This window comes from Croceimicrobium hydrocarbonivorans, from assembly GCF_014524565.1.
GTDB classification, from domain to species: Bacteria; Bacteroidota; Bacteroidia; order Flavobacteriales; family Schleiferiaceae; genus Croceimicrobium; species Croceimicrobium hydrocarbonivorans.
This window is the reverse complement of sequence record NZ_CP060139.1, coordinates 1,979,125-2,003,514: the sequence shown is the minus strand read 5'-3', so window position 1 is coordinate 2,003,514 and position 24,390 is coordinate 1,979,125. Positions and strand designations below refer to the sequence as shown.

General features: G+C 45.3%; 18 protein-coding genes. 12 read left to right on the top strand and 6 right to left on the bottom strand.

Annotated features, from left to right (window positions below; translation table 11 throughout):
- Positions 1–99 precede the first annotated feature (99 nt).
- From H4K34_RS09010 to H4K34_RS08970, 9 genes are read left to right on the top strand one after another with little or no spacing between them, the layout of a single operon-like run.
- Positions 100–1,437, top strand: coding sequence for a PSP1 domain-containing protein (locus H4K34_RS09010; protein ID WP_210760493.1), 1,338 nt, complete (start codon positions 100–102; stop codon positions 1,435–1,437).
- On the top strand, positions 1,421–1,915 hold the full coding sequence (locus tag H4K34_RS09005; RefSeq protein WP_210760492.1) for a gliding motility lipoprotein GldH: 495 nt from the start codon (positions 1,421–1,423) through the stop codon (positions 1,913–1,915). The genes H4K34_RS09010 and H4K34_RS09005 overlap by 17 nt, the downstream gene beginning before the upstream one ends.
- Positions 1,896–4,226 (top strand): transglycosylase domain-containing protein, encoded by a 2,331-nt coding sequence (locus H4K34_RS09000; RefSeq protein WP_210760491.1) that lies wholly within the window; start codon positions 1,896–1,898, stop codon positions 4,224–4,226. Before H4K34_RS09005 ends, H4K34_RS09000 begins: the two co-directional genes overlap by 20 nt.
- 21 nt (positions 4,227–4,247) lie before the next feature.
- On the top strand, positions 4,248–4,949 hold the full coding sequence (locus H4K34_RS08995) for a CoA transferase subunit A (RefSeq protein WP_210760490.1): 702 nt from the start codon (positions 4,248–4,250) through the stop codon (positions 4,947–4,949).
- Positions 4,950–6,677, top strand: coding sequence for a hypothetical protein (locus tag H4K34_RS08990; protein WP_210760489.1), 1,728 nt, complete (start codon positions 4,950–4,952; stop codon positions 6,675–6,677). It begins immediately after the preceding gene.
- Positions 6,678–6,683: 6 nt separating this feature from the next.
- On the top strand, positions 6,684–7,340 hold the full coding sequence (locus tag H4K34_RS08985) for a CoA transferase subunit B (RefSeq protein ID WP_210760488.1): 657 nt from the start codon (positions 6,684–6,686) through the stop codon (positions 7,338–7,340).
- A complete protein-coding gene (locus H4K34_RS08980; protein ID WP_210760487.1) occupies positions 7,341–8,675 on the top strand; it encodes a hypothetical protein in 1,335 nt (444 codons plus the stop codon).
- Positions 8,672–10,066 (top strand): ArnT family glycosyltransferase, encoded by a 1,395-nt coding sequence (locus tag H4K34_RS08975; protein ID WP_210760486.1) that lies wholly within the window; start codon positions 8,672–8,674, stop codon positions 10,064–10,066. The genes H4K34_RS08980 and H4K34_RS08975 overlap by 4 nt, the downstream gene beginning before the upstream one ends.
- Before the next feature lie 40 nt (positions 10,067–10,106).
- The gene (locus H4K34_RS08970; protein ID WP_210760485.1) at positions 10,107–10,826 is read left to right on the top strand and encodes a hypothetical protein; all 720 of its coding nucleotides are present in this window, start codon (positions 10,107–10,109) and stop codon (positions 10,824–10,826) included.
- Between the two features lie 24 nt (positions 10,827–10,850).
- Here H4K34_RS08970 and H4K34_RS08965 read toward each other — a convergent pair whose 3' ends face one another.
- The gene (locus H4K34_RS08965) at positions 10,851–12,509 is read right to left on the bottom strand and encodes a dipeptide ABC transporter ATP-binding protein (RefSeq protein ID WP_210760484.1); all 1,659 of its coding nucleotides are present in this window, start codon (positions 12,507–12,509) and stop codon (positions 10,851–10,853) included.
- A 125-nt stretch (positions 12,510–12,634) separates the two neighbouring features.
- Between H4K34_RS08965 and H4K34_RS08960 the strand changes: the two genes are divergently transcribed.
- A complete protein-coding gene (locus H4K34_RS08960) occupies positions 12,635–14,821 on the top strand; it encodes a bifunctional alpha,alpha-trehalose-phosphate synthase (UDP-forming)/trehalose-phosphatase (protein WP_210760483.1) in 2,187 nt (728 codons plus the stop codon).
- Here H4K34_RS08960 and H4K34_RS08955 read toward each other — a convergent pair.
- Genes H4K34_RS08955 through H4K34_RS08945 form a run of 3 tightly spaced genes read right to left on the bottom strand, consistent with a single transcriptional unit; the run spans position 14,818 to position 19,936 of the window.
- Positions 14,818–16,605 carry a glycoside hydrolase family 15 protein gene (locus H4K34_RS08955; RefSeq protein WP_210760482.1) on the bottom strand — a complete coding sequence of 596 codons (1,788 nt, stop codon included), beginning with the start codon at positions 16,603–16,605 and terminating at the stop codon, positions 14,818–14,820. The two genes, H4K34_RS08960 and H4K34_RS08955, sit on opposite strands and share 4 nt — an antisense overlap.
- Before the next feature lie 51 nt (positions 16,606–16,656).
- On the bottom strand, positions 16,657–17,370 hold the full coding sequence (locus H4K34_RS08950) for a 3'-5' exonuclease (protein ID WP_210760481.1): 714 nt from the start codon (positions 17,368–17,370) through the stop codon (positions 16,657–16,659).
- A 10-nt stretch (positions 17,371–17,380) separates the two neighbouring features.
- On the bottom strand, positions 17,381–19,936 hold the full coding sequence (locus H4K34_RS08945; RefSeq protein ID WP_210760480.1) for a T9SS type B sorting domain-containing protein: 2,556 nt from the start codon (positions 19,934–19,936) through the stop codon (positions 17,381–17,383).
- A gap of 44 nt (positions 19,937–19,980) precedes the next feature.
- Between H4K34_RS08945 and H4K34_RS08940 the strand changes: the two genes are divergently transcribed.
- Together H4K34_RS08940 and msrA are read left to right on the top strand one after the other, a co-directional pair.
- Positions 19,981–20,967, top strand: coding sequence for an aspartate-semialdehyde dehydrogenase (locus H4K34_RS08940; RefSeq protein ID WP_210760479.1), 987 nt, complete (start codon positions 19,981–19,983; stop codon positions 20,965–20,967).
- A 98-nt stretch (positions 20,968–21,065) separates the two neighbouring features.
- Positions 21,066–21,626 (top strand): peptide-methionine (S)-S-oxide reductase MsrA, encoded by a 561-nt coding sequence (gene msrA, locus H4K34_RS08935; RefSeq protein WP_246452222.1) that lies wholly within the window; start codon positions 21,066–21,068, stop codon positions 21,624–21,626.
- Positions 21,627–21,678: 52 nt separating this feature from the next.
- Here msrA and H4K34_RS08930 read toward each other — a convergent pair whose 3' ends face one another.
- Both H4K34_RS08930 and H4K34_RS08925 read right to left on the bottom strand, forming a co-directional pair.
- Entirely contained in the window at positions 21,679–23,553 is a 1,875-nt protein-coding gene (locus H4K34_RS08930) for an ABC-F family ATP-binding cassette domain-containing protein (RefSeq protein WP_210760478.1), read from the bottom strand.
- Positions 23,554–23,576: 23 nt separating this feature from the next.
- Positions 23,577–24,218, bottom strand: coding sequence for a hypothetical protein (locus H4K34_RS08925; RefSeq protein ID WP_210760477.1), 642 nt, complete (start codon positions 24,216–24,218; stop codon positions 23,577–23,579).
- Between the last annotated feature and the right edge of the window lie 172 nt (positions 24,219–24,390).

The following is a 24,390-nucleotide window of genomic DNA, read 5'->3' as shown; positions in this document are numbered from 1 at the left end:
GTAGCCAAAAATGATACTGCGGACGGCAAATTGTCAAAGATGTGAAATGGTATCTTTGCGCAGGTCCGCGAAAAAGGACCCTAAAAAAGAGACCTTACAATGGGATGTGGAAGTTGTAGTACAAGCGGGATTCCCAAAGGCTGTAAAAGTAATGGCTCTTGTGGCGTAAAGGGTTGTGAGAAACACACCGTTTTCGACTGGTTAAGTGATATGGAACTACCGGGGCACCTCGCTCCTTTTGAATATGTCGAAGTTCGTTTTAAGAACGGCCGCAAGGAATATTATAAAAACCCAAGCCAAATTCGCCTCTATATGGGCGATGTGGTTGCAGTAGAAGGAAATCCCGGACACGATATAGGCGCTGTTTCGCTCACGGGCGAACTGGTACGCCTACAAATGAATAAACGCAAATTGCGCCCGGAGTCTCCGGATGTGCGCAAATTATATCGCAAAGCCAATCAGCGTGATATTGATATCTGGCAAACTGCTCGCGATCGAGAGCATGAAACCATGGTACGTAGTCGCGAGATTGTAAAAGAGCTAAATCTCAATATGAAGCTCAGCGATGTAGAGTACCAGGGCGATAATGCCAAGGCTACTTTTTACTATATCGCTGATGAACGGGTTGATTTCCGTGAGCTGATTAAACTATTAGCTTCTGAGTTTAAGATTCGCGTAGAAATGCGCCAAATCGGAACTCGACAAGAAGCCGGTAAAATTGGGGGTATTGGCTCTTGTGGCCGCGAATTATGTTGCAGCACCTGGCTTACGGATTTTCGTTCGGTTAACACTGCCGCGGCCCGGTATCAGCAGCTTTCGCTGAATCCGACCAAATTGGCAGGACAGTGCGGGAAATTAAAGTGCTGCCTTAACTATGAGCTGGACACCTATTTAGACGCCCTCAAGAATTTCCCCGACACCAATAAAAATTTGGAAACCAAAGCGGGCCGGGCTTACTTCCAGAAAATGGACATCTTCAAAGAATTACTGTGGTATGCCCTTCCTGACCAAGGGAATGAATGGGTAGCCGTAAAGCTTGAGGATGTAAAGCATATCATGGCCTTAAATGAGAAGGGCGAAAAGCCTGAAAATTTAACGGATTTTAATGCCAATAAGCCTTCGGAGGAAAGTGTCGCCTATGAGAATGTGGTAGGTCAGGATGAGCTAACCCGCTTCGATCAAAAAGGCAGAGGCTCTGATAATCGCCGTCGGAAAAGCCGTAATCGCCCGGCTAAAGGTAGAAGCAAGCCCAATGCGCAAAGCAATGGACCCAAGCCCGAAGCCAAGGCTAATCCTCAAGCGAAAGCACCATCGCCTCGCAACACGAAAGAAGGCGGTAGCCCGAATAAAAGTGGTGGCACAAACCGCAATCGCAATAATCGCAATCGCCGACGTAAAAACAGCAATCCCGGAAATAACGATGCTCCGAAGTCTTAAGCAGCTATTTCTATTAGGCCTATTGGTCAGCCTTGCCTTTGCCTGCTCCGAGAAGCCTTGGTACGAAAGCTATTCGCCCGTATCTCCTGAAGGTTGGCATGCAGATAGCATTGCCAGTTTTGAGGTGGAAATTGAGGATACCCTGAGTTCCTACCTCATCTATTTCAATATGCGGGGGAATAATGATTATCCCTTTTCAAATCTGTACCTTTTCAGGAAAATATATTCAGAGGGAGGCATGGAATACAGTGATACTGCCAACCTTACCCTGGCCGATCCCTTTGGTAAATGGTTGGGAGAAGGAGTGGGTGAGCTTAAGACCTTTCAAAGAGTATTCAGAAGAGAACCTCTGCGTTTTACCAAGGCCGGCACTTATCGCTTTGAATTTGTGCAGGCCATGCGCGAAGATCCTCTTCCCGGCATTGAAGATATTGGCATAAGCATTTACAAACAGGAAAATGGCGAAGCGAAAAACTAAGACCCAAAGAACTGCGAAGAACGATTACCGCAAGCTGGTACGCTTGATGTGGATCCTCTATTTTTTGGGGATCTTAAGCATCGTAATTGTAGTTAGCCTTACCACTTTAGGGGCCTTTGGAAAACTCCCCACCTTCGAAGAAATTGAAAACCCTAAGAGCAATGTGGCTACTGAGATCTTTAGCTCGGATGGCGAAACCCTGGGGAAATTCTTCAAAGACAATCGCACCCATATTGAGTACAGCGAATTAAGTCCACACTTAATTAATGCCCTGGTTGCTACTGAAGATGAGCGTTATTACAGCCACAGCGGAATCGATTTCGAAGCCTTGGCCAGAGCCATTGTTCGAATGGGCCAAAATGGTGGGGGTAGTACCGTTACCCAACAGCTGGCTAAACAGTTATTCCATGACCCTCCGTCTTCGGTTGTTGAACGAATTTTACAGAAATTCCAGGAATGGGTAATTGCCGTTCAATTGGAGCGCCAGTACACCAAGGAGGAAATTGTAGCGATGTACCTCAACCAGGTCGACTTTGTATATGATGCCGTGGGGATTAAATCGGCGGCTTCCACTTATTTTAACAAAACACCAGATAGCCTTAATCTGCAAGAAGCGGCCCTATTTATTGGCATGCTGCAAAACCCCTGGCAAATCAATCCCCGACGGGAGCAAACCGCTCCACGAGCCTTGCAAAGAAGAAATGTGGTCTTTGGACAAATGCTTCGCAATGAGATGATCACCGAGTCTGAAATGGATTCCCTCTCTGCCTTGCCTATTGAACTGGAATTTAATCGTCAAGGTCATATCAGTGGAACGGCCACCTATTTCCGAGAATACCTACGTCAGTATATGGCGCGATGGATTAAAGAACATCCCAAGCCTGATGGCAGCGAATACAACCTTTATACCGACGGTTTAAAAATCTACACTACCCTCGACTCTCGTATGCAGAAGTATGCCGAAGAAGCGGTAACCGAGCATATGAGCAATTTGCAGCGGGTATTCTTTAAAATGGAGGAGAACCGCAAATTAGCGCCCTTCCATTATCTTACAGCCGGTGAAGTTGAAGATCTGCTAGGCAAAGCCATGCGACAAACTCCGCGGTTCCGCCGCATGAAAAAGCAGGATATCTCCATGGACAGTATTATGAAGGTATTCCACACCCCTATCGAAATGAGTGTTTTTGCTTGGGGTGGAGATGTAGATACTTTAATGAGCCCCTGGGATTCTATTCGCTATTACAAGCATTTCTACCAATCCGGATTAATGTCGGTGGAGCCTCAAACTGGTTTTATTAAAGCCTGGGTAGGTGGTATCGATTTCCGCCATTTCCAGTACGACCACGTACGTCAAGGAAAACGTCAGGTAGGCTCACTCTTTAAACCATTTGTGTATACTACCGCCATTCGTCAAAAAGGCTACTCCCCTTGTTTTGAGGTGCCCAATGTGCGAACCTGTATCGAAAAAGGGAAATACGACTTGTTAAAAGATTGGTGCCCCAAAAATTCCGATGATAAATATGGCGGAATATATACCCTAAAATATGCCCTCGCCAATTCTGTAAATACAGTTACAACCTATTTAATGAAGCAAGTAGGTCCTGTGCCGGTAATCCGAATGATGCATGAAATGGGAATTGAAGATGAAATCCCGACTCAGCCTTCTATCGCATTAGGAACAGTAGACCTATCGGTGCATGATATTGTAGGCGCCTACACCACCTTCGCCAATAAAGGGGTGTATACTGAACCCATCTTTATTACCCGTATTGAAGATCGCAATGGAGTGGTACTGCAAGAAATTAGTCCTCGCACCAATGAGGTGATGAGTGAGCAAGATGCCTATGTGGTGCTAGATCTTTTAAAAGGCGTAACTGCTTCCGGTACCGGTGCTCGTTTGCGCTCGGCTTGGGGCTCTTACTCCAATGATGTGGTAACCGGCTTCCCTTGGAATTTCACCAATCCCATTGCGGGTAAAACCGGAACTACTCAGTTTAATGCGGATGGCTGGTTTATGGGTATGGTGCCCAATTTAATTACCGGCGTTTGGGGTGGTTGTGAAGATCGCTCTGCTCATTTTGGTTCCACTTATTATGGACAAGGGGCAACAGTTTCCTTGCCGGTTTGGGCCTTATTTATGCAGAAATGTTATGCCGATCCAAGCTTACAAGTAAGCAAAGCCGATTTTGAAAAACCGATCGATCCCCTTAGTATTGAACTGAATTGTGAACGCTATAAAGCAGCTTTGGGCAGCATTGATACTGCCAATGTTGATAATGGCATGGGACACGATCAATTTAATCCTGATTAGTGCCTCTTAAAATTATTAGATATGATTCGTAAAGTAGTAAGCGGAGCCGAAGAAGCGGCCCAGGGACTAAAAGACGATATGACCTTAATGCTGGGAGGTTTTGGCCTCTGTGGGATTCCTGAAAATTCCATTTCAGCCATTCGCGAAAGCGGAGTAAAAGGCCTTACCTGTATTAGTAATAATGCCGGTGTAGATGATTTTGGATTGGGCCTGCTATTGCAAACGCGTCAGATCAAAAAGATGATCAGCTCCTATGTGGGTGAAAACGACCTTTTTGAAAAGCAAATGCTGAGCGGTGAATTGGAGGTAGAGCTTATTCCTCAAGGTACCCTGGCGGAACGCTGTCGTGCTGCCGGAGCCGGAATTCCCGCATTCTTCACCCCTGCAGGCTATGGTACTGAAGTAGCTGAAGGCAAGGAAGTACGCTGGTTTAATGGCAAACCTCATATCTTGGAACATGCTTTTGAAGCGGATTTCGCCTTCGTAAAAGCCTGGAAAGGTGATGAAGCCGGAAACCTCATCTTTAAAGGCACCGCCCGCAACTTTAACCCCTTAATGGCTATGGCGGGTAAAATCACCATTGCTGAAGTAGAAGAGTTAGTGCCTGCCGGCGAATTAGATCCTAATGAAATTCATTGCCCGGGCATCTTCGTACAACGCATTTTTGAAGGAGTGAACTACGAAAAACGCATCGAGCAGCGCACGGTACGTCCTTCCGCCTAAATGTTTAAACGCCAGCATAAGCCCTTTAATTTGAGCTTGCTTTTTTTAGGCTTGCTTTACTGGGCTTTTCTCTGGATTCGGGCTTTTCAAAATCCTCTGGTTTTTGATGAGGCAACCAGCTTCTTTAGCTATATCCAAAGTGGAAATTTTTGGCCGGGAAGCGCTTATTGGTCTGCCAACAACCATTTCCTCAATTCCCTTTTAAGTCACCTTGTCTATCGCCTAGGCGGCATGGATGAATGGCTTTTGCGGCTTCCTAATCTTCTAGCTTTCCCCCTCTTTTATGGCTATGCCTGGCGCTTTTTAGCCCATTTTAAAAACCGCGAATTAGTGGTAGTTGGACTCCTTACTCTTTTGGCGGCCGGCTATCCCATGGAATTTTTCGCCTATAGTAGAGGTTATGGCTTAATGTTCGCCTTTATGATGGCGGCGGCCTATCATATCCAACAATTGGAAGCCAAAGGAAAGCTCTCCTCCTCATGGCGCTTTTTACTTTTTGCCAGTCTGGGCATCCTCAGTAATCTGAGCTGGCTGCCCCTTTTAGGCTTCCTAAGCTTAATGCACATTTATGTGCTCTGGCGAAAAAATCACTCCGTCAAAACCTATCTCCTCTTCGCATTGAATCTAATTCCCATTGCCTATGCACTTTGGATGAGCTTCGAATTAAAAGCGCATCAGCAATTGTATTATGGCAGTCAAAATGGCTTTCTGCAAGACAGTATAGGCAGCCTTATTCAAGTGGATTTCGGTTTAATCCCAATTTTCCTTTTTCAAATTTTCATCCTCATTTTAGCTTGGATTAAGCGCGATCAAATTTCCCAGCCCTTTGCCTGGTTTTGGGCCTTGTCCTATTGGCTTATTCCTCTCTTTTACATCCTTGGCCACTGGCTTATAGACTTAAACTTCCCCTTTGACCGTGGTCTCATGTACTGGTCTTTCTGGGCTTTGATCTCCGCGCTCCCCTTAGCCAGCCAAATTTGGCAAAAAGCCTATTTAGGTCGTGCCTACTGGATCTTGGCCTGCTTTATTCCCCTCTGGTTTTTAAGCCCAAGAATATCGCTTAATCACTCATTGGCAAGATCCTGGTCCAAAGAACAAATTCCGGATTCCTTCTATCAATCCCTGGCTGATCAAGAAGTGCAAAGTTTAAGTGGCTCTTATCTCTTAGCCCCGCAATGGAACTACTTACAGGTTAAAAATGGGGCGGCCATTCCCGCTTTTCAGAAATCGGAAAACATAGCCAGTCAATTCCGTTTAAGCTTTGCGCCTTTGCGGCTTTCGCCGAAATACGACTTAATCGCTACCAGTCCCTCCGAAAATTTATTCCTTCTCCAAAGAAAGGAGAATTTATTCTGGACCAATTCAAGCCACGGCTCCATTCGGAATTTAAGCAATCATCAAGAAGGAAAACAACTTTTCGAATGGACCAAAGACTCTATTCCCCAAGCCCTTCAGCTCCAGCTTAACATTCAAAGTCCTGAGGCACTGCATAAACTGGCCATCGCCTTTCAAAGCTTTGATGAAGACGGAAATTCCATTGCTTTTGAAGCCTATGAAGCGCGTCATTATTTAAGCCCAAAAGCAGGCTGGCAAGAATGGAGGCTTTTTGTAGTTTTGGGAACAGTGGCTCCGGAAACGGAGAGAATGAAGGTTTTTATCTGGAATCCTCATTCCGAGACCTTTAGCCTCAAAGACGCTCAATGGCGCACACTTAGAAACGCTAATTAAAGACCTATGCTCGATAAGAACGGTATTGCCCAGCGCATTGCTCAAGAAATGCAAGACGGATTTTATGTGAACCTCGGAATTGGCATCCCCACCCTGGTTGCCAACTATATTCCTCAAGGCATTTCAGTTGAGTTTCAAAGTGAAAACGGCATCTTAGGCATGGGGCCATTCCCCACCGAAGATCAGGTGGATGCCGATCTTATTAATGCAGGCAAGCAAACCATTACTGCTCTTCCTGGTGCCACCTTTTTCGATTCGGCAACCAGCTTCGGAATGATCCGCGGACAGCATGTACAAATGACCGTTTTAGGGGCCATGGAAGTTTCTCAAGGTGGTGATATCGCCAACTGGAAGATTCCCGGTAAAATGGTAAAAGGCATGGGGGGTGCGATGGATTTAGTGGCTTCGGCCGATAATATCATCGTGGCCATGATGCACACCAATAAAAAAGGGGAGTCGAAACTACTTACCAAATGTACCTTACCTCTTACCGGTGTAGGTTGCGTTAAAAAAGTGGTGACCAATTTGGCGGTACTTGATATCAAAGACAATGCTTTTTACCTGCGTGAATTAGCACCCGGCATTAGTGTGGATGAAGTACGCAACGCCACCGAAGGACGCCTGATTGTAGAAGGCGATATCCCTACCATGAAATTGGACTAAATGAAGTCCCGCTGGTTTCGTCTGGAACGCATTTACCAGCTCCTCATTCTGGTATGCCTGCTGGTTTTTATTTCCTCCCGCTTTTGGAATAAAAAGCCCACTATCGATTGGGATATTACTCTCTATTACCATTATCTCCCGGCGCTTTTCATTTACGATGACCTGAAATTTGAGCATCCGGTGGAAGAATGGGGTAAGCGCCATTTTTATATGAAAACGGATGCCGAGGGCAATCGCTTTGTAAAAATGACCGCCGGACCCGCCATTTTATACAGTCCCTTCTTTTTTGCCGGCCACCTCTATGCCAGCCTTAGCGATACTTATGAAGCCGATGGCTTTAGTGCCCCCTACCGCTTAGCGCTCCTAGCCGCAGCCTTGGCCTATGCCCTCGCCGGGCTCTATTTCTTGATACGCTTTTTACAATCTTTTCTCAGCCCTGGAATTGCCTCCCTTGCGGCAGTTCTCATTTTCGCCGGCACCAATATGCCCCACTACAGTTTTGTGGAGCCCATGAGCCATATTTTCAGCTTTGCCCTGGTAAGCTTGGTCCTCTGGCGCTTTGAAGTCTATCGCAAAAAACCCTCTATTAAAGAGGTAGTAATCATGGGTCTGGCTGCAGGGTTTATCATCTTAATACGCCCCACTAATGTAATTGCCTTAGTCTTCCCCATATTCCTTTTGATTTGGGATAAACCTTTAAAAGGCATTCAATGGTGGATACACGGTGGCCTTGCCGCTTTACTGATCTTAATAGCCGTATCGCCCCAGCTTTTTTACTGGAAATACATGACCGGCCACTGGATCATTTACTCCTATACCGAAGAAGGGTTTTTCTTTCTCAGTCCAGAAATTTGGAAGGGCCTCTTCAGCTACCGCAAAGGCTGGTTTGTGTACAGCCCCCTACTCTTTGTAAGCTTACCTGGCTTTTACTTCCTATTTAAGGCCCATCGCAAAGAAGCAATGGCAACGGTGCTTACCCTGCTCCTGGCTTTTTGGGTCACCTTTAGCTGGTGGTGCTGGTGGTATGGCGGTAGCTTTGGTGCCCGCCCCTTAATTGAGTTTTTACCTTTTATGGCCCTGGCCTTAGGCTTCAGCTTGCAGTGGATTTTAAAGCAAAAACTTTGGTTAAAGCTCCCCGCCTTTTTAGTGATCAGCTTCCTAGTGGTATGGTCCATCTTTATGAATAAGCAGTACAAAAGCACCATTATTCACTGGGACAGCATGAGCAAAGAACTGTATTGGAAGCAGTTTTTTATCGACCATTACGTTAAAGACCACGACAAATACCTCGACCCACCCGATTATGATGCGGCTTTGAAAGGGGAAGAGGAATGATGGCGCAAAAACACAAGGCGCAGCTCATCTTTATTTACGGTGCCATTCCGCTTGCACTACTAGCTTTATTCCTCTACTTAATCCAAAAGCCCGATTTCCTTTTTTGGTGGGATGAGCGTTTCCATGCCCTGGTCGCTAAAAACCTGCTAAACTATCCTTGGATAGGGCAATTATACCCTCTGGAAGTATTTGAAAATGCCAGTGCAAGCAGTGCTTGGTATAACAGTCATATCTGGCTGCATAAACCCCCACTTTTCAGCTATATCGAAGCCCTCTTCCTAAAAGTCTTGGGGGCCGGTTTATTTCAATTTCGCTTCGCCAGTGCCTTATCCATGCTCTTGCTTTATTTCAGCTTTCTGCGCATCCAAATCCTCCTGGACCTCGAAAAATGGACGGCCAGCTTTATTGCAGCTGGTCTCTGTTTAAACCCTTTCCTATTAAAACTCATGATGGGTTGGCAAGGTATGGACCATAATGATCTGGCCTTTATCACTTGCATTAGTCTGGCCTTTTGGATGATTTTAGCCTATCAACAAAAGAAAAGCACTGGCCGCCTCATCCTGATATCTCTCTTTATAGCCGCTGCGGTCCTCACAAAATGGTTAGCAGGTTTCTTGCCCTTTCTCTTCTGGTTCCTGGCCGATTTTAAGAAAGGCCGCATTCAGGGTTTAGCCCCAAAATTAAGGGCCCTGGGCTTAAGCCTGATTCTGATTGCTCCTTGGCACATCTATACTTTTTGGGCTTTTCCGGCCGAAGCAAAAGCCGCCTTCGCCTTTAATCAGGAACACTTTGCAGCGGTAGTCGAAAACCATCAACAGCCCTGGTATTTTCATTTCCAACAGTGGGGAAGTCACTTCTTTCTTTTGCTTGCCTTATTCCCTTTGGCCTTAATCCTAAATAAAACCTCGAAGAAAGCCAAGCCACAATTCCGGGCCGCAGTATTTAGTGTGGGATTCGTCCTGGTTTTCTTTAGTCTGGCTCAAACCAAATTACCGGCCTTTAGCTTCATTGCCTTGCCTTTGGTGCTGATTCTACTAAGCAGTTTAAGCCCCAAAAAGCCATTTTGGCGCTACATCAGTTTAGGTTTTCTGCTCTTAGCCTTGGCTCAAATGGCCTATCTCCCTTTTGTGAATTTCGCAGATCGTTATCCTGAAAATCACTCCCGAGCTCAATTCTACCGTAGTTTAAAGGGGCGGCTTTCGCCGGATGCGATATTAATCGGGGCAAGGGAATTCAGCAATATTGAAGCACAGTTCTATTGCGATTATTTGGTTTTAAATCTATCCACACCCACGGCCTTCCTGCAAAAAATGGAAGCCAGCCAAAGACCCATCTATCAGATAGTTTATGATGAGAAAGGGCGGGAAAAAGAATTACGTCCTCTGCCCTAATGAAAGGACCTAAACACAATTCAAAATCTGTTAAGAACCGGTGAAACTAAAATTATTCCTTATTTCCATTTTTTTGGGTTTAAGCGCAAACATTGCCCGCGGCCAGTCTACTCAAAAGAATTTCAGCTTTGATCTCAGTCCAGGATACAAGGCCGGTCTTATCAATACTGACTTTTTAGCTTTCACCAGGTTACGAGTAGATGATATAGAACGGTTTCATCAGTCCACTATGAGCCTCTTTAACCAATTATCAATTGAGCCTAGAGTACGATTCGGAAACCATTATTTCGGACTGGGAATTGCTTATATCTTTTCTAAAGCTTCCTATCCAAACTCAAGCTTTAACACGCTCGGAGCATCTGGAGGTATATACCCATCAGATCTCAGGTATCTCAGTTCAAGCTATGCGGCCATAAGCTTAAACCTTAATTACGAGAAAAGGCTTCGTTTTAAGAAAGGCTATCTTGTTCCTAAGGTTTCTTTGGGAATAGGCTTTGTGAATAGAATGCATGTACTTTACGAAGGCATAAATGGAGGTACTTACGAAACGAATAATACCCTCGCACCTTCTACACTAAGCCGAAATCCTCTAAGCTTTGAAATAGCTTGCCACTATCAATCAAATCAAAGGCGATCTGGAAAGGGTCTAATGCTAAATTATAAAGTGGGCTCTTATCTAGGCCTCATCTCCAATGCAGAGTTTGATCAAATATTCTTTCTTAATGGCGGGCTATCCTTGCAATTCCCCTTTTCATTTTAATCCATTAAAAGACTTTGGCCAACTCTAATGCTGATCCGCTATTAAACGAGCGGTATACTCCTCCTGCGGATTTTGGAATAAGCTCTCTGCAAATCCCTCTTCCACCAATTGCCCGTTTCGCAATACCAATACACGATCGCAGAAATAGCGCACCACCTGCAAATCATGTGAAATAAAGAGGTAGGTAAATCCATACTCCTCTTTTAAATCATTTAAGAGATTAAGGATTTGGGCTTGCACACTTACATCCAAAGCACTTACCGATTCATCACAGACCAAAAATTTAGGACTTAAGGCCAGAGCCCGGGCAATGCCTAAACGCTGTCTTTGTCCACCACTAAACTCATGGGGATAACGACCGGCATAATCCTTCAGGAGCCCTACTTTCTCTAATAAATTCAGTGCTTCTTCTTTAGCCTCCTCCTTGTTGCGATGGGCATTCACCCGTAATACTTCCGCGATGCTTTCGCCCACGGTAATGCGGGGATTAAGGCTACCATAAGGATCCTGAAATATGATCTGAATCTCCCGATTCAATTTGCGCCAGGCCTTTTTGGATAGATTGCGAATATCCTGACCTTCATAGAAAATCTCACCCGCCTCCGCATGTTCAAGGCCTACCAAGATTCTGCCGATGGTACTCTTACCAGAACCCGACTCACCTACCAGACCCAGGCTTTCGCCCGGATAAATATCGAGATTGACTTCATGAACCGCTTTCACCTCTTTCCAACGACCTAATAATCCACTTTTTGAGCGGTATATCTTGTCTATGGCCTTAATGCTTAAAAGCGGACTTTGCTTGGCGCGGGCCATCGCTTTTTGCTCCTTCTTGGCCGGATCGATTTGCTCCAAATCCTGAACATGACCCAATAAAAAATCCTGCACCAAAGGCAAGCGTTTAAAATGGGTATCGGGTCCCGGTCTGCAAGCAATTAAGCCCTTGGTATAGGGATCCTGAGGCTGATTAAAGATTTGCTCAGCACTGCCCTGTTCCTTCAATTGACCTTGATAAAGCACCAAAACCTCATCGGCGATTTTACGCACCAGGCCCAAATCATGGGAGATGAAAATCATCGCCATATTGTATTCTTCCTGAAGCTTTTTAAGCAATTTCAGAATGCTAGACTGCACACTTACATCCAATGCCGTGGTAGGCTCATCCGCGATAAGCAATGCCGGATTATTGGCAATGGCCATGGCTATTACCACTCTTTGCTTTTGCCCGCCACTTAATTGATGGGGATAGCTTTGGTAAATTTCCTCTACTCGAGGTAGTTCAACTTCCCGAAAAAGGTCCAAGACCCTTTCCTTTATACCTTTATTTTGGCCGTGTACGGAGAGAATTTCAGCTACCTGCTTACCACATTTCATGGAAGGGTTTAGGGCCGACATGGGTTCTTGAAAAACCATCGCCACCTCCTTACCACGAAGTTTAGACCAGGCCTCTTCATCTAGGTCCTGTAAATCCCAGTCCTTTAATTTCAGCTTTCCCTTTAAGCTTAAGCTCGAAGGCAGTAAACCCATCAGCGCTAAGCTACTCAGCGTTTTGCCCGAACCTGATTCACCTACAATAGCCAAAGTTTTAGCCGGGGCCAATTCAAAGCTCAGGTCCTGAACCAAAATTTGGCCGCCTTTCGAAATTTCCAAATGCTCTACTCGCAGTAAGGGCTTGTTTAACATGCCTCTAAATTAAGAATCCTGATGGCCTGATTTAAGGATTTAATGTTCGCTTTAAGGCTTGATTCATAATTTATTGCGAAATTCAGGGGTCTGAGATTGTTTCTAAATCCGACAAGAAATCTACTATGCCTCGAACGATTATCGTTTCCAACCGTCTTCCTCTCCGCGCCGAACTTCATGAAAATGGGTACCAATTTAAAGCCTCAGAAGGAGGTCTGGCTACCGGCTTGGGCTCCATATATCGTGAAGGAGATAATGTATGGTTGGGTTGGCCCGGAAAGGAATTCAAGGATAATCAAGAACAAAAGCAGGTCCGAAAAGAATTGGCTAAGGCCAATATGGCGCCGGTCTTTCTTAATCAAGATGATTTGGACGGCTATTATCTGGGTTTTAGCAATCAAACCTTATGGCCGGCTTTTCACTATTTCGTGCAATACATCACCTACAATGAAGAGCAGTGGGAAGCCTATGTGCGCGTCAATCAAAAATTTGCGGATGCTATTCTAGAACTGGCCGATCCCAATTGCCGCATCTGGATTCATGATTATCAATTAATGTTGGTACCCAAAATGCTCCGCGATAAAATGCCGGAGGCCAGCATTGGCTATTTTCAACATATTCCTTTTCCTTCTTACGAGGTTTTCCGCATGCTTCCCTGGCGCAAAGAGCTTTTGGAAGGAGTCTTGGGTAGTGACTTCTTAGGCTTTCATACCTACGATGATATGCGCCACTTTTTAAGTTGCGTGCATCGACTTACTGACTATGAATATCGCAGCAATACCATTTCTGTAAATGGCCGCCACGTAGAGGCAGATGCGCTACCCATGGGAATTGACTATGCCAAGTATGCTGAGCAGGCTCGCGATCCTGAAACCCTGGCTATCGTTGACAAATACCGTAAGGCGATTGGCAATCAAAGGGTTATTCTTAGTGTCGATCGTCTGGATTATTCTAAAGGAATCCCCGACCGCCTAACCGCATTTCGGAAATTCCTGGAGCAAAACCCGGCTTACCATGGCAAGGTTTCTCTCATTCTAATTGTGGTGCCCAGTCGACATCGAGTACCTTCTTATGGCCGCCTTAAGGATGATGTGGATGAACTGGTAGGAAAGATTAATGGCTACTTCTCCGATATGAACTGGCAGCCCATTCACTATTTCTACCGCAGCTTTAGCCTGCCAGAACTTTCGGCCTTTTATGTGATGAGTGATGTGGCTATGATTACCCCTATTCGTGACGGCATGAACCTGGTATGCAAAGAATACATCGCCTCTCGTACCCAAAGGGATGGAGTATTGATTTTGAGTGAAATGGCTGGTTCGGCAAAGGAGCTTTCAGAATCTATTCTTGTAAACCCCAATGATCAAAAAACCTTGACACAAAGCATCGGTCAGGCTTTGGAGCTGAGTAAAGAAGAAATGGGTCGCCGCATGGCTATTATGCAAGAAACCCTGCAGAACTATAATATTTTCCACTGGGTAAACTTCTTCACCGAAAACCTGGATCGTGTGAAAGCTGAGCAGGCTAAAATGCACACGGTAAGCCTTAATGATCAACAGCGAAAGAAAATTGTAGATGCCTATAAAAGTGCTTCCCAGCGATTATTGCTTTTGGATTATGATGGCACTTTGGTTGACTTTCATACGGATCCCTCTAAAAGTGTACCCGATGCAGAGTTAAGAGATGTATTGGAGAAATTAATGTCTAATCCCAAAACTGAAATAGCTATTATCAGTGGTCGACCCGCTAGTTTTTTAGAAGAGCATTTAGGGAATTACCCTATTGCCATGGCGGCTGAGCACGGTATGTGGTTCAAGAAAAAAGAAGGCCAATGGCGGGTAAACCCGAATATCCCCAATGATAAAAGTTGGAAAGATGAAGCTCGCAAGGTGATCAACTTTTATGTGGCCCGAACTCCAGGCTCCTTCTTGGAAGAAAAAGAACATTCCTTGGTTTGGCATTACCGCAAGGTAGAACGTGGGCTGGCCGCATTTCGCAGCAGCGAACTCAATAGCCATTTAAGGCATAAACTGGCCGATAAAGAAATTGAGGTGATGAGTGGCAATGCTGTGATTGAAGTAAAGCCCAAGGCATCCAATAAAGGGAAAGCTGCCCTGCGCTTAAAAAATCTATTTAAGCCAGATTTTGTTTTAGCAGCCGGAGACGATCAAACCGATGAATATATTTTTGAGGTATTAAACCCCGATGACTACTCCATCAAAGTTGGTAATGGGGTTACCCACGCCGGACTGTATGTTCAGGATTCGCAAGAAATTCGCCTTTTACTGAAAGAGCTAGCTGATCTGGATTAAAGAAAATTGGGTTCGTTAATCTTATTGTTAATCCGATAAGCAGCATTTACCAGACCCACATGGCTATAGGCCTGAGGGAAGTTCCCCCATTGACTGCCCGTTTCGGGATCAATATCCTCAGCAAAAAGCCCTAGGTGGTTTCCATAATTACAAAGCTCTTCAAATGCTTCACAGGCTTCATCAATTCGGCCTACACAGGCCAGAGCCTCAGCATACCAAAAACCACAAATCATAAAGGTGTTTTCGGGCTTTCCAAAATCATCTTCGTGAATGTAGCGGAAGAATAATCCTTTACCCACCTTAAGCTCCGACTCCAGGGCCTTTAGATGATCCCGCGCTTTTTGTGAATCATGCGGAATGTAATTCATCAGAATGAGTTGCAAGGTGCTGGCATCCAAATGGGGCGAATTGATAGCATGAGTGTAGGCCCTTCTTTCGGCCGAGTAGGTTTTTTCAATATTAGCAGCCGCTCGTTTTTGCAAGGCCTGCGCCATTCGCGCTAAATTCGGATGTTCAAATTGCTCGGCCATCTTTGCGGCCGCAGCGCTGCCTGCCCACTGAAATAAATTAGTATAAGTATGCTTTAAGGCCATCCCTCGGAACTCCCATAAACCGGCATCCGGATCATTAATAGTGCGTTCAATTTTTTCCAATACCGACATGACCAATTGCTCGGAACTGGCGCTGCTAAAATTGTTAAAGCGACGGTCTACATAAAGCGGTAAAATGGCTAAGAGAATCTGACCGTACACATCGTTCTGGATATGAGTATAGGCATCATTACCAATGCGCACCGGTCGGTTATTACCCATATAACCTGGCAGGTCGAGTATTTCTTCCGTCAACTTACTTTGACCTACAATACCGTAAAGCGGTTGAATTTTATCCTTTTCATGCATGGGGATATTGGCCAAAAAGGAAAAGTATTTCTCCATTTCCTCAAAGTGACCAATATGGTTAAAGGCATTCAGAGTATAGAAGGTATCGCGCATCCAGGAAAAGCGATAATCCCAATTTCTTCCACCGCCATTAATCTCTGGCAAAGAGGTCGTAGGCGCGGCTACAATGGCACCGGTATCCTCATACTGGCAGATCTTTAAGGTTAAGGCAGAACGAATTACTTCTTTCTGAAAAAGCTTGCCAATACTGGTCGACTTTACCCAACGCTGCCAGTACTTTGTAGTCTGGCTAAGAAAGTTTTCTGCGGTTTTTACGATTTCACCTTCTAAGGGAGCACCGTAGGTAAGGAACAAATAGAAAGGACGATCCACCACAAACTCCCGCTCTTCAATAATATAATTGAGAGGTATGTCGGTGGTTAAGCGCAAGCTTTCATCCAAGCCAAAAAAGCGCAGGTGATTACTACCGCGTTCTCTATCCAATTGTTTCTTGCCGTAATCCCCGGTTGGGCGGCAACGTACTTTTACTCTTGGCAATCCCCGTATTGGCTCTATTTTTCGCACCAGCATTAAAGGCCGATAATAGCGATCGGTTTGCATAAAACGCGGAGCCATATCAATCACCTTATAAGCATCAGAGCCTTGGTTAACTTCGGTCTCTAAAATGTTGGTGTTGTTGCGGTACTCCTGGCGAACCAGATATTCACCTTCAGCGGGTTTAATGGAGAATTCCCCTCCCTTTTCACCGGCAATTAAGGCTCCAAAAACGAAAGAAGAGTCGAAGCGAGGCAAGCACATCCAATCAATATTGGTGTCCTTATTAATCAGAGCTAAGTACGCGCAGTTGCCAATAAGTCCATGCGGATACTGGTGGAAATCGGCCATAAATGATCCTTTGTAAGAGCAAATTACAAAAGGAACACTGCAAGACCTAGTCTACTGCTGATTATTGTAAACTTCAAAATCCATCGGGACTTCCGCCTGAGTGATCTGTATAAAGACCTTCACCAGCGTTACAACATCCTTTTCGCAATAAACTCGGATGCGGTCCAAATCCTGTTCCTGCCAGTACACTGCTCCTACCTGCGAACCATCGATATCATCCTTAGGACTGGGAATTCCAAATAGAGCAGCCAATAGTTTAAGACTGGTAAAGCTTTTATAGTCCCCAAATTTCCAGAGTTCCATGGTATCGATATGGGGAACTTCCCAGGGTTTTTTACCGGCATTATTGAGTTGACCCGGAAGTTTAATACCATGACTAATCATCCTTCTACTGAGGTAGGGGAAGTCGAATTCCTTACCATTATGTGCGCAAAGTCTGAAATTGGGCAGACGCTCCAAAAGCTGGGCAAAATCTTGCAAGAGCTGTACCTCATCCGAATCGCAAAAGCTCTTCATACGTAATTCCCATTGACCATTTTGCAAGCTGAAGAAGGCGCAGGATATGCAAACCACTTTGCCAAACTCGGCCAAGATAGCGGCACGTTTAGGATAGAATTCGGCCGGACTTTCCTCCTGCCGCTGAAAACGGGTCTTATCGGCCCAAAGCCCCTGCCAGTCCTCACTCATTTGCTCGAATTCGGCATGAGAACTTACGGTTTCTATGTCTAAAAAAAGGACTTGTTGAATCTGTTGTAAACTGATCATAATCGGAAAATTAATGACTTAATACGAAGCTGCAACGTGCACGACCCATTTCACCATCGGCAAAACGATATTCCAAATAAGCTAGGTAGACGCCGGCCGCACATAATTGCCCACCTTCATCCTGACCTTGCCATACCACGAAGCCCTCAGCACTCGCTTGATCTCCGGCAATTATCTCCTTCTGCAAATTACCCTGGCGATCATAAATGTGAATCTGAATCCAGGCATCTTTTGCCAGATTATAATGGAGCTCCAAATAATCGCGATAGCCATCTCCATTTGGGCTTAGGTATTCTGGATAGGCTTGCCATTGGACTTTAGAGGCAATATTCCGTTTAATATCCGGACACCAACCGGGAGTCGCATAATCCCAAGTGGCAGGGCTACTTTGCCATTGATCTAATCGCAAAGCATTTTGCTGAAAATCGAGCCGATATAAACTGACTCCCTCGCCAGAACTTAAGAAGGGAGCATGCGATTCTTCACTGAGAAAAACGCGATCTAAAATTTCGAAATCGGAGCGCATCAAGACCAGTTCCAATCCTTCATCCGGCATGGAGGGGAGCTCTGCTACCGCCTGAAAATTCGCTTCTCTGAGTTGGTAAAATGCATGGAGTGCTGCTGCCTCAGTGGCCAATACCAGGCAAGAGTCTGCTGCTATAAGTCGATGCTCTAGGCTTAGGACCTTGGCATCAATCGCCTCTTGCAATTCGGAATTCCAGCTAGCCAAACGCAGATCGGCTAAATCCACAAAACCGGGACCTAAATTCCTAATTTCAACAAAGTCCTTCCCTTTGGGATATGGGTTAAAGAGAACTTCGGAAATGCGCAGCTGACCAGGCTGGGGTTTTAAGGCTAAGCCGACTTTTAAGCTATCCGGCTGATAGATTTGATTGCGGCAGTCCACCAAGCCTTCTTCGGTAAAAACCCGATATAAAAGCCCTTCTTCCAGAGCTTGGGATAAATAGATGTGATGGCTTTTCCCCTCTTGGGATAAGGCCAGGCTATCAATTAAAATTGGGGGATCTATTTGCCAGGGACCAAGGCCGAATAAACTGCGGTTAAAATCGATTTGAATTTCAAAGGGTGATGGGATTTTTAAGGCTAAGACTTGTGCTTTGAGGCTATCGTGATAAACATCAGCAATAGAGTTCCTTCGGCCGGGACTGGCCCCGGAAGGATCTTGGCTCGCCTGCCAATTCCAGATAGTATGACAATCGGAAGAGGGATCTTTCCTTTCCAAACTCCAACCTCCTTCTGCCTTCAGGGCCTCCTGATACCAGTCTGAACTGTAATGCAGGGATTCAATTTCTTCGGCCTCAGAACTATAAAGTGTGATACGATTACCATCATTCGTAAGAGCCGAACTTGACCAATTTAAGCCCAGAACCGGGATCTGCGCTGGCCAATAGACCGCAGTATTGGCAGCGCTAAGTATTAGGAAGGAATCAGGCTGCAGCCAAAAGGGAGGGCAAGAATAAAGACGCTCTCCAATTTGTATCTCAATTTGATCCATGGGAATCGCCAGTTGCGAAACATTAATCAATTCGATAAACTCCACTTCCGGAAAGCTATTGGGGTTCAAGTCCACTTTGGGACTAGGATCGGCCATGATTTCATTAATGCGGAGTTCCCCAGCTAAAACTTGGCGATAAAGTAGGTTGAGGCTATCAGAATAATGATTCCCGAATAGATCGGATAGCTTTTCTATCCGCAAAAGAATAGGCTGATTTGGAAGTAATGGATCTTTGAAATGGAGCATCAGCTCATGCGGATTATGAGCCTGCCATTCCAAGCTAGCCAATTGTATTCCTTGTTGAATTTCAAAGGCGCTAAGCTGAGGGGGAGCCAGCTTTTCAGAGAAATTCAACTGCAGGGCACTGTCTCCCTTCAAGCTCCAGCTTATGAGCTCAGGTGCGATACTATCCGGATAGGCTGCACCCACAACATAGAGGCTATCGAAATAGAATTTCGTGCTGCGGGTTTTGGTATAGTGGCATGTCATAGCCAAACCTGCACTAAAACGATGATTGCTATCCCTAACACTGGCCTGCAAATACCATTGCTCAAAGGAACCGGTATCCGCATAAAGTTCCCACAGAAGATCGGCATTACGCCTAAGGCTGATGTGATACTGAACCGTATTTAGATCTAAATAATCTGCGGCTGAGGCTGCCAGTAATTGATCGCCATTGGGATCCTGCCGGTAGAATTGAATTTGATCTTGAGCGTTCCCTCCCAGCTTAAGGTAATAGCCAAAATGACTGCTATCAGGCGGTAATTGACTGAGCATCACTTCGATTTTCAGGTAATTTGAGCTGCTGGGATTAAAGTCCATCCGACCATGAAAATCCCAACGAGCAGCCGTCATTACCCCCGAAGTATGATAAAGCGTGCTTTGCCCGGCCACCGAATCGTTTAAGGCTAAAGCTGAATCGCGAAACTCAAAATTTTGGAGATCCCCCTGCCAGAGGGAGTCTAATGATTGGCCAGCACTAAAGTCCTGATGAATTAAGTTTTGGCCACAAAGACTAAGGGGCAATAGAGCCCATAGATATCGCATCATAAAATCAGGTTTTAGGTTTAGTTTTGCGGCTTAAACTTAAAAGAATGAAAATAGCCGTAGTAGGCGCAACCGGCATGGTTGGTCAGGTAATGTTGCAGGTTCTGCACGAAAGAGGTTTTGAGAATCATGAAATTCTGCCCGTGGCTTCGGATAAGTCGAAGGGTAAGGAAGTGGCTTTTGCCGATAAGAAACTCAAGGTTATTGGCCTGAAGGATGCCCTGGAAGCGAAACCTGACATGGCTCTATTTTCTGCCGGAGGAGGCACTTCATTGGAGTGGGCTCCGAAATTTGCTGAGCAAGGTTGTTATGTAATCGACAATTCCTCAGCTTGGCGTATGGAGGAAGGTATTCCTTTAGTGGTGCCTGAAATTAATGGGGACCTCCTCGAAAAAGGCAAATACATTATTGCCAACCCTAATTGCTCCACCATTCAGATGTTAATGGTTTTGGCTCCCTTGCATCGTAAATATGGTATTGATCGCGTGGTGGTTAGCACTTACCAAAGTATTACCGGCACCGGTGTTAAGGCCGTACAGCAATTGGAAAACGAAAAACAAGGCCTGAGTGGCGAAATGGCCTATCCTTATCCCATCCATGAAAATGCTTTGCCCCACTGTGATGTATTTATGGAAAACGGGTACACCAAAGAAGAAATGAAATTGGTGAACGAAACCCATAAAATTTTGGATCCAACCATTGCCGTAACCGCTACTGCCGTGCGTATTCCCGTAAAAGGAGGGCATAGCGAAAGTGTGAATTTGGAGTTTAAATCCGAATATCAAATCAGCGATTTAAAACGCCTTTTGGCGGAAAGCCCTGGAATTAGCCTCCAGGATAATACCGACGTGAACCAGTATCCTATGCCCCGCTATGCCGAAGGTAAGGATGAGGTTTTCGTAGGTCGTATTCGTAGAGATTTAAGCAAGGTAAATGCCCTGAACCTTTGGATTGTAGCGGATAACCTGCGCAAAGGAGCTGCTACCAATGCGGTGCAGATTGCCGAAATGCTTCAGGAAAAAGGCATCGTTTAATATTTCTTTATTTTCTGGGGTTCAAGTGGATTCGTTAAAAAAAGCTTAATTCCGGAAACAAAAAGAGCTTGCTCTCGTCTAGTATAAAAATGCGAGCCATGCGAAAAATATTGATCCTTTTAATTTCCTTTATCGGACTGAGTTTAAATGCCCAAAAAATGAGTGAATCCAAAGAATACGCCCGTGCCCTCTTTGCCTCTGGTTGCTATTGGGGTACCGAGTACTATATGCAACAAGCGGAAGGTGTAATTGAAACCAATGTAGGTTATGCTGGTGGGCATGTTGCCAACCCTACATATAGAGAAGTATGCACTGGAAGAACCGGTCATGCCGAAACCGTAGAAGTAATCTATGATCCGGAAGTAACCGACTATGAAACCCTTTGCAAGCTTTTCTTTGAAACCCACGATCCCTCTCAGGTAAATCGTCAGGGTCCGGATATTGGCACTCAATATCGCACTGCAATCTTCTATTTAAATGACGAACAAAAAGCGATTGCCGAAAAGTTGAAAGCTCAATTAGAAGCCAAAGGCATTAGTGTAGCTACCGAAATTACGGGTGGTGCCACTTTTTACAAGGAGCAAGAAGAATACCATCACGACTATTACCAAAAGAAAGGTGGCACTCCCTATTGCCATACTTACACCAAGCGGTTTTAGTAAAGTTTGATAGAATTAGTGAAGCCCGGAGAGTTCTGCTTTTCGGGCTTTTTTATTCGGCGTACTCGCTAAGCTCCAGCCAACGCATTTCCTTTTCCTCCAATTCGGATTGGATAGCTTCTAATTGCGAGGAGAGCTCCATGATTTTATCTGCATCCGTAGCCGCCGCTTCTAATTGCGAGGCCAGGGTCTCGCGTCGGGTTTCCAGGTCCTCAATTTCCGCTTCTAAAGCCTCAAATTCCAGCCTTTCTGCATAGGTCAGCTTGGTTTTCTCCTTGGGCTTTTCCACCGCTTTAGCCTTGGTTTTCACCATGCTTTCATTCCGCAATTTGCGTTGCGCGGCTTCTTCAACTTGCGCCACTCGATACTCGGAATAATTCCCCGGAAAATCCTTGATTTGACCCTCTCCTTCAAAGGCAAAAAGGTGATCGCAGATCTTATCCATGAAGTAACGATCATGGGTAACCACCAATACACAACCCGGAAACTGCATCAGAAAATCTTCCAATACATTGAGGGTTAAAATATCCAGATCATTGGTCGGCTCATCCAATATCAAAAAGTTCGGATTGGCCATTAATACGGTACAAAGGAATAAGCGGCGACGCTCTCCACCACTCAATTTGGATACGTAGGTATATTGCTTGTCTCCATCAAAGAGAAAACGGTCTAAAAGCTGTGTAGCACTTAAATCGCCCCCCTTGCCTTCACGGGGAATGTACTCCGCAATATCCTTCACTACATCAATTACCCGCTTATCTTCCTTAAGCTCGAGACCCGTTTGGGTATAGAAACCAAATTGGACTGTTTCCCCGATTATGATCTTCCCTCCACTGGGTTCTTCTAGGCCGGTTAGCATTCTAAGCAGGGTTGATTTCCCTGATCCATTGGCGCCGGCTATTCCTATTTTCTCGCCCTTCTTAAAAACGTAGTTGAAGTTTTCAATCAGCTGCTTATCCACGTAGGACTTCTTCAGTTTATGAACTTCCAAAATCTTACTGCCCAGGCGAGTCATCTTAATATTCAGCTGGAGCTGATCTTCACGAAGGTCCTTGGTCGCCTCCTTTTTTATATCATCAAAGGCATCAATCCGGGCCTTGCTTTTAGTGCCGCGCGCTTTGGGTTGCCGACGGATCCACTCCAGTTCCTTACGCATCAAGTTGCGGGCCTTATCCACATTTGTGGCTTCTACCTCCTGACGCTCTGCCTTACGCTCTAAGAACTTACTGTAATTACCCGGATGGCGATACAATTTCGCATCTTCCAATTCCAAGATCGTATCACATACCGACTCGAGGAAATAACGATCGTGAGTTACCATTAAGAGGGTAATACTCTTTTGGCTCAGAAAGGTTTCGAGCCATTCGATCATATCCAAATCCAGGTGGTTGGTAGGCTCATCTAAGATTAGGAGATCTGGTGAAGAAATAAGGATTTTGGCTAGGGCCACCCGCTTCTTCTGTCCACCGGAAAGGGACTTAATCTTTTGCTTTACCTGATGCAGTCCTAATTTACCCAATACCGTGCGCACCTGACCTTCAAAATCCCAGGCTTTAAGCCGATCCATGGCGTCGAAAGCCCTTTGATAAGCTTCGGTGTCCTCCATGTTCTCCAGGGCTTCTTCATATTGAATTAAAGCCTTGCTCATGGGGTTTTCGGCGGCCAATACGCTTTCGATAATACTGCGTTCGGGATCCAAATCTGGTTCCTGACTAAGAAACTCCACTCGAATTCCTTTCCTAAAAGTAACCCGACCGGTATCGGGTGCTTCTATACCCGCAAGGAGTCGTAAGAGGGTAGTTTTACCACTTCCATTTCGGGCAACCAAAGCTGCTTTTTCGCCCTCAGCCAAACCAAAGGAAACCCCTTCAAAAAGCTTCCGGGCTCCATAGGCTTTGGCAATATTTTCAACTGATAGGTAATTCATCACGCAAGGCGCGAAAATACGGATTAGTTGAGGGCTGTGGTGGCTAGTTGGCGGCTAAATTCCTGATACTTATCCTGAATCAAAAGTGGGCATTTACTATCCAGCAATAAGCGTCCATAAAGTCTTTGTTTATGCTCCCAATCCGGGGCCTGTATTAAGCTAGCAATAGCTAAGGCTCTAAAGTAATGGAGGTAGTTAAGGCTTTTATTCGGGTTGGGATGCATTTCATTTTTACCAATCCATTGATGCAGCTCTGGCAGCTTTTGCCACCGACTTAGAAGTCCAAAACCCTCGCGGCGAAAGAAATCCTTAATATGGGCCGCTAATCGATCCAGATCACCAGCCTGAGAAAGCAAGAAATGACCTTGATCTTCCTTTTTAAAATTCAGGAGCGAACATTCATAGCTGTTCTCATTTGCCAAATTCTCCCCTAAACTTCGGGCATAAGGCTCTACCAATTGCTCCACAATATTGAGGCGCAATCCAAAACGACAATCGATATAAGATTGCTTTTCATGTTGCACTAAGCTCAAACTAATGATTTGCCAGCCCCAATCTTCGTTTTTCCGAAAGTGATAGCCCAGGGGTGCATAGCTAAAACCCGCTTTTTTAAAGAAGGGCTCCAACACTCGAAAGCTTTGACTATAGAGGGCATGCCTTAACATTGGCAAGTTTGGGATAAAGGTTTTTCCATAAGCTTGGAAAGGGGATTTTCCAGATCCTTTAAGCTTTCGCAGACCTGCGCTTCTCCGTACCTTAGCTCTTTGGTTTTAATGGTTGATGGTTTTGACATATTCTTTATCAACCCTAAATAAGACCAGAGGTTTACAGAAACGA